Annotated in this window: 14 protein-coding genes; 1 reads left to right on the forward strand and 13 read right to left on the reverse strand. The window is 75.6% G+C overall.

Annotated features, from left to right (window positions below; all coding sequences use genetic code 11):
* Positions 1 to 23: 23 nt before the first annotated feature.
* The 5 genes from ASF50_RS14725 to ASF50_RS14745 form a co-directional block, all read right to left on the reverse strand.
* The gene (locus ASF50_RS14725; protein ID WP_156718302.1) at positions 24 to 968 is read right to left on the reverse strand and encodes a DUF559 domain-containing protein; all 945 of its coding nucleotides are present in this window, start codon (positions 966 to 968) and stop codon (positions 24 to 26) included.
* Positions 969 to 1,159: 191 nt separating this feature from the next.
* Positions 1,160 to 2,722, reverse strand: a complete 1,563-nt coding sequence (gene miaB, locus ASF50_RS14730) for a tRNA (N6-isopentenyl adenosine(37)-C2)-methylthiotransferase MiaB (protein WP_056904893.1) — start codon at positions 2,720 to 2,722, stop codon at positions 1,160 to 1,162.
* A 73-nt stretch (positions 2,723 to 2,795) separates the two neighbouring features.
* Positions 2,796 to 3,317: a hotdog fold domain-containing protein gene (locus ASF50_RS14735; protein WP_056904894.1), complete on the reverse strand. Its 522-nt coding sequence runs from the start codon at positions 3,315 to 3,317 to the stop codon at positions 2,796 to 2,798.
* Positions 3,318 to 3,628: 311 nt separating this feature from the next.
* A complete protein-coding gene (locus tag ASF50_RS14740) occupies positions 3,629 to 4,027 on the reverse strand; it encodes a VOC family protein (protein ID WP_056865739.1) in 399 nt (132 codons plus the stop codon).
* Complete coding sequence (locus ASF50_RS14745; protein WP_235557677.1) at positions 4,024 to 4,857, reverse strand: methyltransferase domain-containing protein; 834 nt, start codon at positions 4,855 to 4,857, stop codon at positions 4,024 to 4,026. Before ASF50_RS14745 ends, ASF50_RS14740 begins: the two co-directional genes overlap by 4 nt.
* A gap of 76 nt (positions 4,858 to 4,933) precedes the next feature.
* Between ASF50_RS14745 and ASF50_RS14750 the strand changes: the two genes are divergently transcribed.
* Positions 4,934 to 5,419 carry a MarR family winged helix-turn-helix transcriptional regulator gene (locus ASF50_RS14750; protein ID WP_056865738.1) on the forward strand — a complete coding sequence of 162 codons (486 nt, stop codon included), beginning with the start codon at positions 4,934 to 4,936 and terminating at the stop codon, positions 5,417 to 5,419.
* A gap of 32 nt (positions 5,420 to 5,451) precedes the next feature.
* On the opposite strand, the gene ASF50_RS14755 is transcribed toward ASF50_RS14750, so the two are convergent.
* The 8 genes from ASF50_RS14755 to rsmI form a co-directional block, all read right to left on the reverse strand.
* Positions 5,452 to 6,435 (reverse strand): patatin-like phospholipase family protein, encoded by a 984-nt coding sequence (locus ASF50_RS14755; RefSeq protein ID WP_056904895.1) that lies wholly within the window; start codon positions 6,433 to 6,435, stop codon positions 5,452 to 5,454.
* A 126-nt stretch (positions 6,436 to 6,561) separates the two neighbouring features.
* Positions 6,562 to 8,391, reverse strand: a complete 1,830-nt coding sequence (locus ASF50_RS14760; protein WP_056865736.1) for an ABC-F family ATP-binding cassette domain-containing protein — start codon at positions 8,389 to 8,391, stop codon at positions 6,562 to 6,564.
* Position 8,392: 1 nt separating this feature from the next.
* A complete protein-coding gene (locus ASF50_RS14765) occupies positions 8,393 to 9,301 on the reverse strand; it encodes a 4-(cytidine 5'-diphospho)-2-C-methyl-D-erythritol kinase (RefSeq protein ID WP_056904896.1) in 909 nt (302 codons plus the stop codon).
* Positions 9,298 to 10,227: a 16S rRNA (adenine(1518)-N(6)/adenine(1519)-N(6))-dimethyltransferase RsmA gene (gene rsmA / locus ASF50_RS14770; protein WP_056865734.1), complete on the reverse strand. Its 930-nt coding sequence runs from the start codon at positions 10,225 to 10,227 to the stop codon at positions 9,298 to 9,300. The genes ASF50_RS14765 and rsmA overlap by 4 nt, the downstream gene beginning before the upstream one ends.
* A 23-nt stretch (positions 10,228 to 10,250) precedes the next feature.
* Positions 10,251 to 11,438 (reverse strand): resuscitation-promoting factor, encoded by a 1,188-nt coding sequence (locus tag ASF50_RS20020; protein ID WP_056904897.1) that lies wholly within the window; start codon positions 11,436 to 11,438, stop codon positions 10,251 to 10,253.
* Between the two features lie 329 nt (positions 11,439 to 11,767).
* Complete coding sequence (locus ASF50_RS14780; protein WP_056904898.1) at positions 11,768 to 12,691, reverse strand: TatD family hydrolase; 924 nt, start codon at positions 12,689 to 12,691, stop codon at positions 11,768 to 11,770.
* Positions 12,688 to 13,569, reverse strand: coding sequence for an alpha/beta fold hydrolase (locus ASF50_RS14785; protein WP_056904899.1), 882 nt, complete (start codon positions 13,567 to 13,569; stop codon positions 12,688 to 12,690). The genes ASF50_RS14780 and ASF50_RS14785 overlap by 4 nt, the downstream gene beginning before the upstream one ends.
* Complete coding sequence (gene rsmI / locus ASF50_RS14790; protein WP_056904900.1) at positions 13,566 to 14,513, reverse strand: 16S rRNA (cytidine(1402)-2'-O)-methyltransferase; 948 nt, start codon at positions 14,511 to 14,513, stop codon at positions 13,566 to 13,568. The genes ASF50_RS14785 and rsmI overlap by 4 nt, the downstream gene beginning before the upstream one ends.
* Between the last annotated feature and the right edge of the window lie 36 nt (positions 14,514 to 14,549).

Below are 14,549 nucleotides of genomic sequence, written 5' to 3' on the forward strand. Positions count from 1 at the left end.
GAGGCCGACGGGCACAGTGCCGGTCAGCCCGGCCCGCACGGTCGTCGACCCGCGACGTCGCGCGGGTCACGGAGGGTGCGGCACCCCGGGCACAGGCACTGTGCCCGTTCGGCCACGGCGGCCCGCAGCGTCTCGGTGACACGGTGCGGCCGGCCGACGACCTCCTCGTAGGAGAAGCGCAGCACGAGCCACCCGGCCACGCTGAGGGCGTTGTAGCGCAGGCAGTCCTCGGCGAGTGCGCTGCGCGATCCGTGCCACGCGAACGAGTCGGCCTCCAGCACCAGGCGCAGCCGCCGATCGAGGAGGTCGGGACGCCCCAGGAAGCCTGGGTCGTGGACGCTCACCTGGGGCTCCACCCGCAGCCCCGGTACGTCGAGGGCCGCGGCCCGCAGCGCCGACTCGAAGGGGCCGCTGGCCAGGTGGCTCGCCTCGCCCGCCACTCGCCGCACCTGCGCGGTCGCAGGACCACGTGCATCCCGCGCCACTCGGTCGAGTGCTGACCGCGGCACCCCTGCGCGCAGCGCGGAGTCGGCGACGGCGAGGCCCTCGGCGAAGGGCAGGTGGCGCAGACAGTCGCGCAGCGTGCGCTCCGGTGCGGTGACACCGTCCGTGACGTCCGTTGCTGGGTCGAGGCGCGACCAGCGCACGTGCACGCCACGAGCCTGCGACCGCGTGACCCTGCGGTTGCGCGGCACCGTGACCACCGGTCGCGACGGCGGCGTGAGCACCGCCCAGCCCCAGTGGAGCGCGGCGCTGAGGTGGGACACCGTGCCGGTCAGCCGGTGGGCGGCGGCGCGCGCCTCGTCCACCGTCGGCAGCGCGTAGCGGCCGCGGGCCAGCACCACCACGTCGCCGAGGGCGAGCGCGCGGTCGACCTCGGCCCGGCTCCCCACCGCCTCCACCAGGTCGTGCCGCGAGGCCACCCCGCCGAGCCGGGTCAGCACCTCCACCACGCACGCCGACGCCATGCGCCGATGGTGCCCGGCGCAGGGGTGGTGGTGCGGGCGCTCTCCACAGCCGCGCAGCCGAACGGGCACTGTCGCCCGCCGGCGTCCCGACCCGCCGGCCGCGCCCCGTCGTACCGCAGCCCACGGGGCGGCGCCTGACGACTGTGCCCGTTCGGCTACGGCGCCCACCGGCCCCGACCGCTCGGGGCGGGTCAGCCGCAGGCGTTGACGGGCGGCAGCGGGGCCGGCACGCCGACGCCCGGCATGCCGAGCCCCACGCCGGCGCTGGCGGCGGGGGCGGCGGTGCGGGCCTCCCACGCGTCGCCCGACCGGGTGCGTCGCGAGCCGAGCACACGGTCGGCGACCAGGTGGTGCGGAGCGGCGTGGGTGATCTCGACCGTGACCCGGTCGCCGGGGCGCACGCGCTCCTCGGGGGCGGCGAAGTGCACAAGACGGTTGTCGGGCGCCCGGCCCGACAGGCGCAGCGTCGCGGCGTCCTTGCGGCCCTCGCCCTCGGCCACCATCAGCTCGACGGTGCGCCCCACGAGGGCCTTGTTCTCCTCCCAGGCGATCTCGTCGACCAGGGCGGCCAGGCGCTGGTAGCGCTCCTTGACCACCGCGGGCGGCACCTGGTCGGGCAGCGTCGCGGCGGGGGTGCCGGGGCGCTTGGAGTACTGGAAGGTGAAGGCGCTGGCGAAGCGCGACTCGCGGACCACGCGCAGCGTCTCGGCGAAGTCGTCCTCGGTCTCCCCGGGGAAGCCGACGATGATGTCGGTGGTGATCGCGGCGTCGGGGATCGCCGCACGCACCCGCTCGATGATCCCGAGGAACTTCGCCGAGCGGTAGGAACGGCGCATGTCCCTGAGCACCTTGTCGGAGCCCGACTGCAGCGGCATGTGCAGCGAGGGCATGACGTTGGGGGTCTCGGCCATCGCCTCGATGACGTCGTCGGTGAACTCCGCGGGGTGCGGCGAGGTGAAGCGGACCCGCTCGAGCCCCTCGATGCTCCCGCAGGCGCGCAGCAGCCGGGAGAAGGCCTGCCGGTCGCCGAACTCCACGCCGTAGGCGTTGACGTTCTGCCCCAGCAGGGTGATCTCGCTGACGCCCTCGGCCACCAGCGCCTCGATCTCGGCCAGGATCTCCCCGGGGCGGCGGTCCCGCTCCTTGCCGCGCAGCGCGGGCACGATGCAGAAGGTGCAGGTGTTGTTGCAGCCCACCGACACGCTCACCCAGGCGGCGTACGCCGACTCGCGCTTGGTCGGCAGCGTGGAGGGGAAGACGTCGAGCGACTCGAGGATCTCGACCTGCGCCTCCTCCTGCACCCGGGCCCGCTCCAGCAGCACCGGGAGCGAGCCGATGTTGTGGGTGCCGAAGACGACGTCGACGTAGGGCGCGCGCTCGGTGATCGTCGAGCGGTCCTTCTGCGCCAGGCAGCCGCCGACGGCGATCTGCATGCCGGGGTGGCGGGCCTTGACCGAGGCGAGGTGGCCCAGGTTGCCGTAGAGCTTGTTGTCGGCGTTCTCCCGCACGGCGCAGGTGTTGAAGACCACCACGTCGGGCACGGCCTCCGCGATGGTGCCGGCCTCGCCGCCGCCGGGGCGGGCGAAGGGGGCGTAGCCGGCGTCCTCCAGCAGGCCGGTGAGGCGCTCGGAGTCGTGGACGTTCATCTGGCACCCGTAGGTGCGGACCTCGTAGGTGCGGGTGGCCGCCGCGACGTCGGCCGTGGCCTCGGCGGACTCGACGGTGGCGGGGACGGTCTCGGGGGCAGCAGTCATGGCCGTCCCAGGGTACGGCGGCACCGTGGCGCCCACCCAACGCGCGCCGCGGCCCCCCGGGCCGGTCTCCGGGTCAGGAGGCGCGGGCGGGCTTGGGGGTGCGGGCGGGCTTGGGGGTGACCCAGAGCCGGATGACGCCCTCGATGACGACGGTGCCGTCGTCGCGCACACCGCGCACCCGCACGGGCACCTCGCCCCCGGCGGCGGGCAGCGTCTCGGAGGACCACTGCTCGGGGTCGGTCTCGGCGATGCAGGTGATGTCGCTGGTCGCCTTGGCGGTGTAGCGGACCTCCATGCCCTGGGGGATCCAGCGCTTGTCGGAGGGGATCGAGGCCTCGGCCAGGGCCCCCATGGCCGCCTCGAGGCCGTTGCACAGCGCGATGGCGTGCACGGTGCCGATGTGGTTGTGCACGGCGCGGCGCTTCGGGATCACGAGCTCGGCGCGGTGGGGCTCCAGCACGGTGAAGCGTGGGCGGATCGAGGCGAAGTAGGGCGCCTTCTGACCGAAGAGGACCGAGAACACCCGGGTGCCGACGCTCCGGCCGATCACGGGGAGGTTGCTGGTGGTGCGCCACAGCGAGAGGACCTGACTCATGACCCGCACATTACTCGACGGTAACTTCTGCCGCCAGCACCCGTCCCACCGGCCGCGCGGCACGTCCGGGACCGCCGCACCGCAGGTCTCGACCGGTCGGACCCGGAGGCCTCGCCGGTGCTACCGTCGACCGCACCGGCCGGAGCGCGCCCCCACCGCGCCCCGGCACCACGGCCGTCACGGCCGGCGCCGGCGGCGCCGCACGTGGACGGCCCCTCGGGACGGGCTCCCCCCGCCTGGCCCGAGGGGTCGCCCTCGGGCGGCGCTGCCGCCCGGCCCCGGACCCCGGTCCGACCCCCCGGCCCGATCCCTCAGTCCGGCCCCGGGGCGAGCAGCTCGACGCGGTTGCCCGCGGCGTCCCTGACGTGCAGGCGCAGGTGGCCGGGGAAGGTGCCGCGCTCGCTGCGGTCGACCTCCAGGCCCAGCGCGGCGACACGGTCGGCGGCGGCCTCGAGGGCCGCCTCGTCGTCGAGCAGCAGCGCCGGGTGGGCGCGGCGGGCGGGCACCATGTCGACCTCGGCGCCCACGTGCACCTCGGCGACGACCCGGCCCTGCTCGTCGTAGGAGCGGAACCACGCCCCGCCCCGCGCGCGCAGCGCCGGCGGCTTCTCGACCTCGACCAGACCCAGCGCCCCGACCCAGAGGCGGCGCGCGTCGTCCTCGCCCCCGGGCGGGCACGACACCTGCACGTGGTGGAGCCGGGCGCTCACCGCCGGGCCTCCGGCACCCGCGCGACGGCGAAGACCCGGCGGAAGGGCAGCAGCACCGACCCGTCGGCGCGACGGGGGTAGGCGCGGGCCAGGCGGCGACGCAGCTCGGCCTCGAAGTCGGGCCGCAGCGCGTCGGGCAGGGCCTGGAGGGTCGGTCGCGCGCCCGTGCCGGAGACCCAGGTGAACACGGGGTCCTCGCCGGTGAGCACGTGCACGTAGGTGGTCTCCCACGCGTCGACGTCGACGCAGCCGGCCGCGACCAGCGCGTCGAGGTAGGCGACGGCGTCGTGGCTGGCAGGCGAGGAGACCCCCGCGGTGTGGGCGGCGTACGGCGCCTCCGCGGCGAGCTCGCGGCGCAGCTCGTGGCTGGGCTCGCCGGTGTTGCCCGGCACCTGCATGGCGAACCAGCCGCCCGGGCGCACGCGGGCGACCAGGCGCGGCAGCAGCTCGAGGTGTCCCGGCAGCCACTGGAGCGTGGCGTTGGTCAGCAGCACGTCGACCTGCTCCTCGGCGCGCTCGGCCCAGTCGCGCAGGTCGCCGGTCTCGTAGTCGACCGGCCCGCCCCGCTCGCGGGCCGCGGCGACCATCTCGGCGCTGCTGTCGAGGCCGCGCACGGTGGCGTCGGGCCAGCGCCGGGCGAGCAGCTCGGTGAGGTTGCCCGGGCCGCAGCCCAGGTCGAGCACGGCGGCGGGGGCGAGGTCGGGGGTGGTGGCGCCGACGCGGGCGAGCAGCTCCACGAAGGGACGACCGCGCTGGTCGGCGTAGGTGAGGTAGCGCTCGGGGTCCCAGGTCAGGTCGTGCACGTCGTCCTCGCTCCGTCGGGTGGTCACGCGTGAGAAGTGTCTTGACGTCAAGATACTAACACCTCTTGACGTCAAGATTCTCGATCTGGCCTAGGCTGGCCCCATGCGGGACGAGGTCGACGAGCTGATCGAGGCGTGGGCGCGCGAGCGCTCCGACCTCGACCTCGCCCCGGTGGCCGTCTTCAGCCGGATCTCCCGCCTCGCCCGTCACCTCGACCTGGCCCGCCGCGAGGCCTTCACCGCCGCCGACGTGGAGTCGTGGGAGTTCGACGTCCTGGCCGCGCTGCGTCGCGCCGGCGCCCCCTACGAGCTCTCCCCCGGACGGCTGCTGCGCGAGACCCTCGTGACCAGCGGCACCATGACGAATCGGGTCGACCGGCTCGCCGCCCGCGGCTTCGTGGAGCGCTCCCCCGACCCCGACGACCGGCGTGGGGTCATCGTGCGGCTCACCCCGCAGGGCAAGACGGCGGTCGACGAGGCCTTCGGCGCCCTCATCGCCGCCGAGCACGCGCTGCTGGTCGACCTCCCGGTGCGCGAGCGCGAGCAGCTGGCCCGCCTGCTGCGCACCCTGCTCGTGCCCTTCTCCTGACCCGCGCCCGTCCCCGCGCGGACCGGCCCGCGTCAGGCGGCGACCGACGGCTCGGGCCGCTGCGGCGCGACCGGGGCCGCGGGCCCGGTCACCGGGGCCTCGACGGGGACAGCGACGGGCTCGGGCCGCTGCGGCGCGACCGGGGCCGCGGGCCCGGTCACCGGGGCCTCGACGGGGACAGCGACGGGCTCGACCTGGTCGGCCGGCCCGGCCAGGGCGGCGGCGACCGAGGCCCGGCCCAGCGTGATGTGCTCCTCGGTGCGGCGGAAGTCGTGCATCCTCACGCCCAGGTCGGGGGCGGTCAGGTGGTGCACCTCGATGTCGCCGAGGTCGACCGCGGGGCGCACCCGCAACGACTCCGCGAGGCCGGCCAGCAGGGCGTCGAGCGGAGAGCGCACCCGCTCGATGCGGGTCGGCACCGTGGCGTCGAGCACCCAGACCCGGGTGGGCGCCAGCGCGCGGGCGCCGGCGACGGGCACGAGGTCGGCGAGGCCTCCGTCGACGTGCGGCACCTGCCAGCCCGAGGTCGGGTCGGCGAGGCGCACCGGGTCGAAGACGCCGGGCAGCGCGGTCGAGGCGAGCAGCACGTCGAGGAGGTCGCCGCGGTCGTGGTAGACCGCCACCCCGCTGTCGAGGCGCGTGGTGACCACGCGCACCGGCACCGGCAGGTCCTCGAGCCTCACGTACGGCGCCCAGCGCCGCACCAGCCGCGCGACCCCGTCGGCGGCGCAGAGCGGGGCCGGGTGTCGCGCGAGGTGTCCCCGACGGGTCCCGTGGCCGACCGCGAAGACCTCACGCGTGTCGATGCCGCGCCAGCGTCGCGCGAGCTGCTCGCCCGCGTCGGGTCCGTCGTGGCTGCCCAGGAAGGTCGCGTTGAGGGCGCCCACCGAGGTGCCGACGTAGGCGGCGGGGCGCACCCCCGACTCGAGCAGCGCCTGCACCATGCCGATCTGCACGGCGCCCCGCGAGGCACCACCGGAGAGCACGAGCACGTCGCGGTGACGGGTGGTCGTCATCGGGCCTCCTCGCGGTCGGGGATACACCGTCCTCATCGGCATACCCCCATGAGACCTGAGTGACGCACCTCACGCCAGGAAAATCGGGCCCCGGTCACCCTCCCGGGGGAGAGGGCCCGCGGGTGGCTACTCCAGCACCTCGGCGGCCTCGAGCCACTCCAGCTCGAGCTCGTCGCGCTCGTCGGCCAGCACGGCGAGCTCGGCGCCCAGGTCGGCCAGGCGGGCGTAGTCCTGGGCGTGCTCGACCACCTGGGCGTTGAGGGCGGCCTCCTGCTCGGCGATGCGGGCCAGGCGCTTCTCGATCCGGGCCACCGCCTTGCGCGCTGCGCGCTCCTCGGCCGAGCCGGCCTTGGCGCGCGCCGACGACGCCGCCGGGGCGGTGCCCGCCGGGGTGGCCGCGACCGCTGCTGCGGCGGCGGCCGTCGCCGCGGCCTCGCTCGTGGTGGGGGTCGTGGAGACCGCGAGGGCCGCGGTGCGCCGCTCGAGGTACTCGTCGACGCCGCGCGGCAGCATCGCGATCTGACCGTCGCCGAGCAGGGCCCACACCGAGTCGGTGACCCGCTCGAGGAAGTAGCGGTCGTGGGAGACCACGACGAGGGTGCCGGGCCAGCCGTCGAGGAAGTCCTCGAGCACGTTGAGGGTGTCGATGTCGAGGTCGTTGGTGGGCTCGTCGAGCAGCAGCACGTTGGGCTCGGTCAGCAGCAGCCGCAGCAGCTGGAAGCGACGGCGCTCCCCACCGGAGAGGTCGCCGATGCGGGTGGTGAGCTTGTCACCGGTGAAGCCGAAGCGCTCGAGCAGCGAGGTCGCGGTCAGCTCCACCCCGTCGAGGGTCTTGCTGACGCGCCGGATCGACTCCAGCGTGGGCAGCACGCGACCGTCGGGGTCGAGGTCGTCGAGCTGCTGGGTGAGGTGCTGCAGCGCGACCGTGCGGCCGTGCTTGACCTTGCCCGAGGCCGGGGCCAGAGCGCCGGAGAGCAGCGAGAGCACGGAGGTCTTGCCGGCGCCGTTGACGCCGACGATGCCGACGCGGTCCCCCGGGCCCAGGCGCCAGGTGGCGTGGTGGAGCAGACGTCGCTCTCCGCGCACGAGGTCGACGTCCTCGAGGTCGACGACGTCCTTGCCCAGGCGCTGGGTCGCGAAGCGCTGCAGCTCGAGCCGGTCGCGCGGCGGCGGCACGTCCTCGATGAGGGCGTTGGCGGCGTCGATGCGGAACTTCGGCTTCGAGGTGCGCGCCGGCGGGCCGCGGCGCAGCCAGGCCAGCTCCTTGCGGGCCAGGTTGGAGCGGCGGGTCTCGGCGGCGGCCGCCTGGCGGGAGCGCTCGGCCTTGGCCAGCACGAAGGAGGCGTAGCCGCCCTCGTAGGCGTCGACCTGGCCGTCGTGGACCTCCCAGGTCCACTGGCACACCTCGTCGAGGAACCAGCGGTCGTGGGTCACCACGACCATCGCCGAGCTGCGCTGCACCAGGTGGGCGGCCAGCCAGGCCACGGCCTCGACGTCGAGGTGGTTGGTGGGCTCGTCCAGCACGACCAGGTCGTGCTCGCCCAGCAGCAGGGCGGCCAGCGAGCAGCGGCGGCGCTCGCCACCGGACAGGCCCGCGACCGAGCGGTCGAGGGTGACGCCCGCCAGCAGCACCTCGACCACCTCGCGGGTGCGGGAGTCGGCGGCCCACTCGTGGTCGGAGCGCCCGCCCAGCACGGCCTCGCGCACGGTGTGGGTGTCGAGCAGCTCGTCGCCCTGGTGGAGGTAGCCCACCAGCAGCCCGCGCTGGCGCGAGACGCGACCGGTGTCGGGCTCCTCGAGGCCGGTCATGACCTCGAGCAGCGTGGTCTTGCCGTCGCCGTTGCGGCCCACGATGCCGATGCGCTCGCCGGCGCCGATGCCGAGCGAGACGTCGGTGAGCAGGGGCCGCACGCCGTAGGACTTCGAGACGCGCTCGAGGTTGAGGAGGTTGGGCATGTCAGGCGTATTCGACCACGTGGGCGCCGGCGACCGGACCGGGGGCCGCCAGCACGGACTCGTGACCCAGCGCGGTGAGGCCGGCGGTGACCTCCTGGGCGTGGGGCATCCCGTCGCACAGCATGAGCACCGTGGGCCCGGAGCCGGAGAGCAGCGAGGCCAGCGCACCGACCGAGGCGCCTGCCTCGAAGACCGCGGCCAGGTCGGGTCGCAGGTCGAGCGCGGGCGCCTGCAGGTCGTTGGCGAGGGTCTGGGCCAGGCGGCCGGGGTCGCCCTGGCCGAGCGCGACCCGCAGCGCGCCGGGCACCTCGGGCGCTGGCAGGCGCAGGCCGTCGAGCCGCTCGTCGAAGCGCCGGTAGACGTCGGGGGTGGAGAGACCGCGGTCGCTGAGCACCGCCACCCACCACCACGCACCGGCGTCGTCGACCGCGCTGACCTGCTCCCCGTGGCCCTCGCCGAGGGCCGTGCCGCCCAGGAGGGCGAAGGGCACGTCGCTGCCCAGCCGGCCGGCCACCTCCAGCAGGTCGTCGTCGGGGGTCTGCAGGTCCCAGAGCCGGTCGAGGGCCACCAGGGTGGCCGCAGCGTCGGCCGAGCCGCCGGCCATGCCCCCCGCCACCGGGATGCCCTTGTGGATCTCGATGCGCGCGGCCCGCTCGAGGCCGTGGTGGGCCAGCAGGGCGCGCCCGGCGCGCACCGCGAGGTTGTCGTCGTCGGCGGGCACGTCGAGCACGCGGACGTGGCGGTCGCCCCGCACCTCCACGGCCCACGAGGGAGCGTCGTGCACGGTGACGTCGTCGTAGAGGCCGATGGCCTGGTAGACCGTGGCGAGCGGGTGGAAACCGTCGGCGCCGAGCGAGCCGACGCCGAGGTGGAGGTTGATCTTCGCGGGGGCCCGCACCGTGACGCTCACGCCGGCGCCTCCCCCGGGCCCGAGCCGACGGAGCCGTCAGGGCCGGGCCCGGCGACGGCCCCGAGCGCCTCAGCGATCCGCACGAAGTCGGTGACGCGCAGCGACTCACCGCGAGCCATCGGGTCGACCCCCGCGGCCTCGAGCGCGGCGGTCGCGGCCCCCGCCGAGCCGGCGAGGCCCCTCAGGACCCCGCGCAGGGCCTTGCGGCGCTGGGCGAAGGCGGCGTCGACCACGGCGAAGACCTCGGCGCGGGTCGCGGTGGTGGCGGGCGGCTCGCGGCGGGTCCAGGCGACCAGCCCGGAGTCGACGTTGGGCGCGGGCCAGAACACGTTGCGGCCCACGGAGCCGGCGCGGCGCACGTCGGCGTACCACGCCGCCTTGACCGAGGGCACGCCGTAGACCTTCGAGCCGGGCTCGGCGGCGAGCCGGTCGGCGACCTCGGCCTGCACCATGACCAGGCCGCGCTCCAGGCTGGGCAGCAGCCCGAGCAGGTGCAGCAGCACCGGCACCGAGACGTTGTAGGGCAGGTTGGCCACAAGGGCGGTCGGCGGCGGCCCGGGGATCTCCGCGACGCGCATGGCGTCGGCCAGCACGACCTCGAAGCGGTCGGCCTGGGCGGGCGCGAACTCCTGGATCGTGGCGGGCAGGCGACCGGCCAGCAGGGGGTCGACCTCCACGGCCACGACCCGGCCCGCGGTCTCCAGCAGGGCCAGCGTGAGCGAGCCGAGGCCGGGGCCGACCTCGAGCACCGTGTCGGCGGCGGTGACCTCGGCCGCGCGCACGATGCGACGCACGGTGTTGGCGTCGATGACGAAGTTCTGGCCGCGCTGCTTGGTGGGGCGCAGGTCGAGCTCGGCCGCCAGCAGACGCACCTCCGCCGGCCCGAGCAGTCGTGGGACCGCGGGACCGGCGGAGGGGTGGGACATGCGCTTCAGCGTAGTGCCAGCGCTCAGGTCGGCAGGCCGAGGGACGCCGCGCAGCCCGGCCAGGCGCCGTAGCCGCCGGAGGCGTCGCGCACCTTGGTGGCGATGGCGATCTGGGTCTCGCGCGAGGCGCTGCTCGGCAGGCCGGTGCCGCCGTAGGCCTGCCAGGTGCCGAGGCTGAACTGGAGGCCGCCGTAGTAGCCGTTGCCGGTGTTGATGGCCCAGTTGCCGCCCGACTCGCACTGGGCGAGGCTGTCCCACACGGTGCCGCCGTCGCTGTAGACGGGGGCGGCGGGCTCGGGCTCCGGGGCGGGGCGCTCCTTGGTGCCGACCGCGACGACGCGGTCGACCGGCGCCGAGGTCAGGGTGCTGCGCACGAGCTTGCGGGCCACGACCTCGCCGTTGCGGATGGTCACGGCGTAGGTGGCGTTGCGGCTGCCGGCGCGGCCCTCGCGGACCACCGAGGTCTGGTCGTCGTAGAGCGAGGAGTCGGAGCGCTCGACCGTGCCGAAGGGCAGGCTCTCGCCCTTGACCGTGCGCTCGACACGTCGGATGTCGGTGAAGACCAGCGTGTCGCCGTCCTCGAGCGCCGTGTCGAGGGAGGGACGGACCTTGTCGCTCCGGTCGACCTCGACGCCGAGCTCGTCGAGGGCGTCCTCGACGGTCAGCGCGGTGATCTCGCGCTCCACCGGCTTCTTGCCGGCCAGCGCCAGCGTGAGCCGCTTGGGCGTGACCACCTCGAGCGAGGCGCCGCTGCGGTCGATGAAGCCGCCACGGCTCAACGACAGGTCGGCGTCGGTGAACCCGCGGCCGATCTGGTCGAGGGCCCCGGCGACGTCGGTGGCGGTGACCCAGTAGGTCTCCTCCTCGCCGTCGACGCTCACCTCGAGCGGGCGGCCGAAACGCACGCTGATCGCGCTGCCGTCCTCGACGGACTCACCGAGGTCGGGGGCGACCTCGTCGTGCTGGCCCACCTCGATGCCCTCGGCCTCGAGGACCTCGCCGACGGTGCCGGCGCGCGAGGTGATCTCGCGCTCCTGGCCGTCGAGCGAGACCGTCACCGACTTGCCGAGGGAGGCGTAGCCGAGGGTCGTGCCGGCCACGGCCAGCACCACCACGGCGGTGAGTCCGACGACCAGGGCGCGGCTGCGCCCTGCTGCGGCGATGAGGGCGCCCACACGGTGGGCGAGGCTGCTCGTCTGCTGGGAAGGCACACTGCTCCGAACGTCGTGCTCTCCGGTTCTCGGGAGGCCCGGCCTGCTCCCGCGCGCCGCTCCCACGCGGCGGCGGGAGGGGTGCGGGGGCGCTGCCCGCGCTCGCTGTGCGAGCGTCGGCGGCCCGGCCGGATCGGTCCCGATCCCGGCGGTCTGTGCTCCAGAGGACCAGCCGGTGCGGGGGTCACGCAAACCCGCCGGGCGGATCTTGCGGAAAACGTGAGCAGGCTCTCCCCTGGCCGAGGCGGGGGTAGGGACGGGTCTCAGCCCGCCTCACCAGGCAGAACGCCGTGACCCGCCCGGTCGGGCGGGGCGGAAGGTAAAAACACTCACCAGGAGCCCCCGAAGGCGGCCTCGGTGGCCGCGTCGAGCGCCGCGCAGAGCTGCTCGAGGTCGTCACCGCGCACCTGCGCCATCGTCCGCACGGTCAGCGGCACGAGGTAGGAGGCGTTGGGTCGACCACGCCACGGCGTCGGGGTGAGGAAGGGCGCGTCGGTCTCCACCAGGAGCCGGTCGCGCGGCACCACGGCGAGCGCCTCGCGCAGGGCGTCGGCGTTCTTGAACGTCACGGTGCCGGCGAAGCTCAGGTGGGCGCCACGGTCGAGGCAGGCCCGGGCGAAGGCGGCGTCGCCGGAGAAGCAGTGCATCACCCAGCGCTCCGGCGCCCCCTCGGAGTCGAGCACGTCGAGGACGGCCTGGTGGGCGTCGCGGTCGTGGATGACGAGGGTCTTGTCGAGCCGCTTGGCCAGGTCGACGTGACGGCGGAAGGACTCCTCCTGGGCCGCCCGGCCGTCCTCGCCGGTGCGGAAGAAGTCGAGGCCCGTCTCCCCCACCGCGCGGACCTTGTCGTGGGCCCGCGCCAGCTCCTCGATCTCGGCGAGGGCCTCCTCCAGGCGCCCCTCCGCGGCCAGGCGCGGGGCCTCGTTGGGGTGCAGCGCGACGCCGGCGACGAGCGCGTCGTGCGCGGCGGCGGCCTCCACCGCCCAGCGGGCACCGGGCAGGTCGCAGCCGATCTGCACGATGCGCGTCACGCCCACGTCCGCGGCCGCGGCCAGGGCGTCGGCGGTGGAGAGCCAGTCGTCGCCCTCGCCCGCGTCGGCGATGTCGAGGTGGCAGTGGTTGTCGACCACCGGGTGCGGCAGCGGGTCGGGGGCCGGGGGCCGCTCGCGGTTGCGCCGGCTGCCCCGCTCGTCGACCGCGGCCCGGGCACGGGTGGGGCCTGCCGGCCCCGCCGCGGGGTCGGGCCCGGTCACGAGGCCTCGGCGCGCGCCAGGATCGCGGCCGCGGCGGGCTCCGGGGCCTGCGTCGGGATCCAGTGGGTGACCCCCGGCATCACGACCAGGCGGTAGGGCGCGTCGACGTGGCGACCGCAGCGCTCGACCGCGCCGCGGTCGATGAAGGAGTCGCCGTCGCTCCACACCATCGTGGTCGGCACGGTGACCTGCTGCCGGGCGGCGTCGCGGTCGGTCCAGGGCAGCGCGCGGTACCACGCCAGGCCCCCGGGCAGGGCGCCGTCGTCGAGGATCTCGCGGCGGAAGCGGGCCACCTCGTCGGCGCTCATCCCCCCGCGGCGCAGCAGCCGCTCGAACGTGCCGCGTCCCGCCAGCCACTCCGCACCCCCCGGGAGCTGGAAGGCCCCGACGTACCAGCTGCGCAGGCCCTGGCGCGAGGAGACGAGCGAGGAGACGAAGGCAGCGGGGTGGGGCACGGAGAAGGCGGTGAGCGAGCGCACCAGGTCGGGGCGGGTCGTGGCGACGTGCCAGGCCACGATGGCGCCCCAGTCGTGGCCGACGACGTGGACCTTGCTCTCCTGGCCGCGCACGCCGCCGGGCCCGGGCTCGCCCACCAGCAGGTCGAGCAGGGCGGTGACGTCGGCGGAGAGCTCGGCGACGCGGTAGGCGCGGCGGCCGCGGGGACGGGCGCGCGGGGAGTAGCCGCGCTGGTCGAGGGCGAAGGTGCGCAGGCCCTGCGCGTGCAGCAGCGGAGCCACCGAGCGCCAGCAGGTGGCGCGCTCGGGGAAGCCGTGCAGCAGCACGACGGGGTCGCCGTCGAGGGGGCCCTCGTCGAGGACGTCGAGCACCAGCCCGTCGCGGTGGACCTCGGTGACGCGGTCGGGGTGGCGGGTGCTCACCGGACCCCACCCCCGGCGGGTCCGTGCTGCTCCCAGGGCTGCTCCCCGGTCTGCTGGGGGACCTGCTTGTGGACGAGGTCGTAGACCTCGCGCTTGGGCACTCCGGCCATGCGGGCCACCTCCACGATCGCCTCCTTGCGGCGGGTGCCGCCGGCCTCGAGGTCCGCCACGGCGGCCCGCAGGCTGGCGGGGTCGTTGTCGACGGCCATGGTGACAGCCGCCCCCGACACCACGATCGTCACCTCGCCCCGCACGCCCTCGGCGGCCCAGGTCACCAGCTCGCCGAGCGGCCCGCGCCGGACCTCCTCGTGGGTCTTCGTCAGCTCGCGACACACCGCGCCGGCGCGGTCCTCACCCCAGGCCTGCGCCATCGCGGCGAGCGCGGCCTCGGTGCGGTGGGGGGCCTCGAAGAACACCATCGTGCGCTCCTCGGCGGCCAGCGAGGCCAGGCGACGGGCCCGCTCGCCGGCCTTGCGCGGCAGGAAGCCCTCGAAGCAGAACCGGTCGACCGGCAGCCCGCTCACCGCGAGCGCGGTGAGCACGGCGCTCGGTCCCGGCACGGCGGTGACGAGGACCCCGGCCTCCACGGCGGCCGCCACGAGGCGGTAGCCCGGGTCGGAGACGCTCGGCATGCCCGCGTCGGTCACCAGCAGCACGCGGTCGCCGGCCAGCAGGCTCTCGAGCAGCGCGGGGGTGCGGGCGCTCTCGTTGCCCTCGAAGTACGACACGACGCGCCCGGTCACCGTCACCCCGAGGTCGGTGGTGAGGCGCCGCAGCCGGCGGGTGTCCTCCGCGGCGACGACGTCGGCGTCGGCCAGCTCCTGCGACAGCCGGGGCGGGGCGTCGGCGACGCGACCGATCGGGGTCGCGGCCAGCACGAGCACTCCCGGCTCCCCCGGCTCCCGGGGCGGCCCGGTGCGGGCGGGGTCGGGGGCGGCAGGCATGGGCCGATCATGCCCGATCCCGCACCGCGTCGCGGT

Origin of the sequence: Nocardioides sp. Leaf307, assembly GCF_001423135.1 — a bacterium.
Lineage (GTDB): Bacteria > Actinomycetota > Actinomycetes > Propionibacteriales > Nocardioidaceae > Nocardioides > Nocardioides kribbensis.

Excerpts from the sequence above, each read along its gene's own strand:
- ASF50_RS14750 (WP_056865738.1), top strand. The coding sequence starts at position 4,934 with ATGCGGGACGAGGTCGACGAGCTGATCGAGGCGTGGGCGCGCGAGCGC.
- rsmA (WP_056865734.1), bottom strand. The coding sequence starts at position 10,227 with ATGTCCCACCCCTCCGCCGGTCCCGCGGTCCCACGACTGCTCGGGCCG.
- ASF50_RS14725 (WP_156718302.1), bottom strand. The coding sequence starts at position 968 with ATGGCGTCGGCGTGCGTGGTGGAGGTGCTGACCCGGCTCGGCGGGGTG.
- ASF50_RS14735 (WP_056904894.1), bottom strand. The coding sequence starts at position 3,317 with ATGAGTCAGGTCCTCTCGCTGTGGCGCACCACCAGCAACCTCCCCGTG.
- rsmI (WP_056904900.1), bottom strand. The coding sequence starts at position 14,513 with ATGCCTGCCGCCCCCGACCCCGCCCGCACCGGGCCGCCCCGGGAGCCG.
- miaB (WP_056904893.1), bottom strand. The coding sequence starts at position 2,722 with ATGACTGCTGCCCCCGAGACCGTCCCCGCCACCGTCGAGTCCGCCGAG.
- ASF50_RS14755 (WP_056904895.1), bottom strand. The coding sequence starts at position 6,435 with ATGACGACCACCCGTCACCGCGACGTGCTCGTGCTCTCCGGTGGTGCC.
- ASF50_RS14760 (WP_056865736.1), bottom strand. The coding sequence starts at position 8,391 with ATGCCCAACCTCCTCAACCTCGAGCGCGTCTCGAAGTCCTACGGCGTG.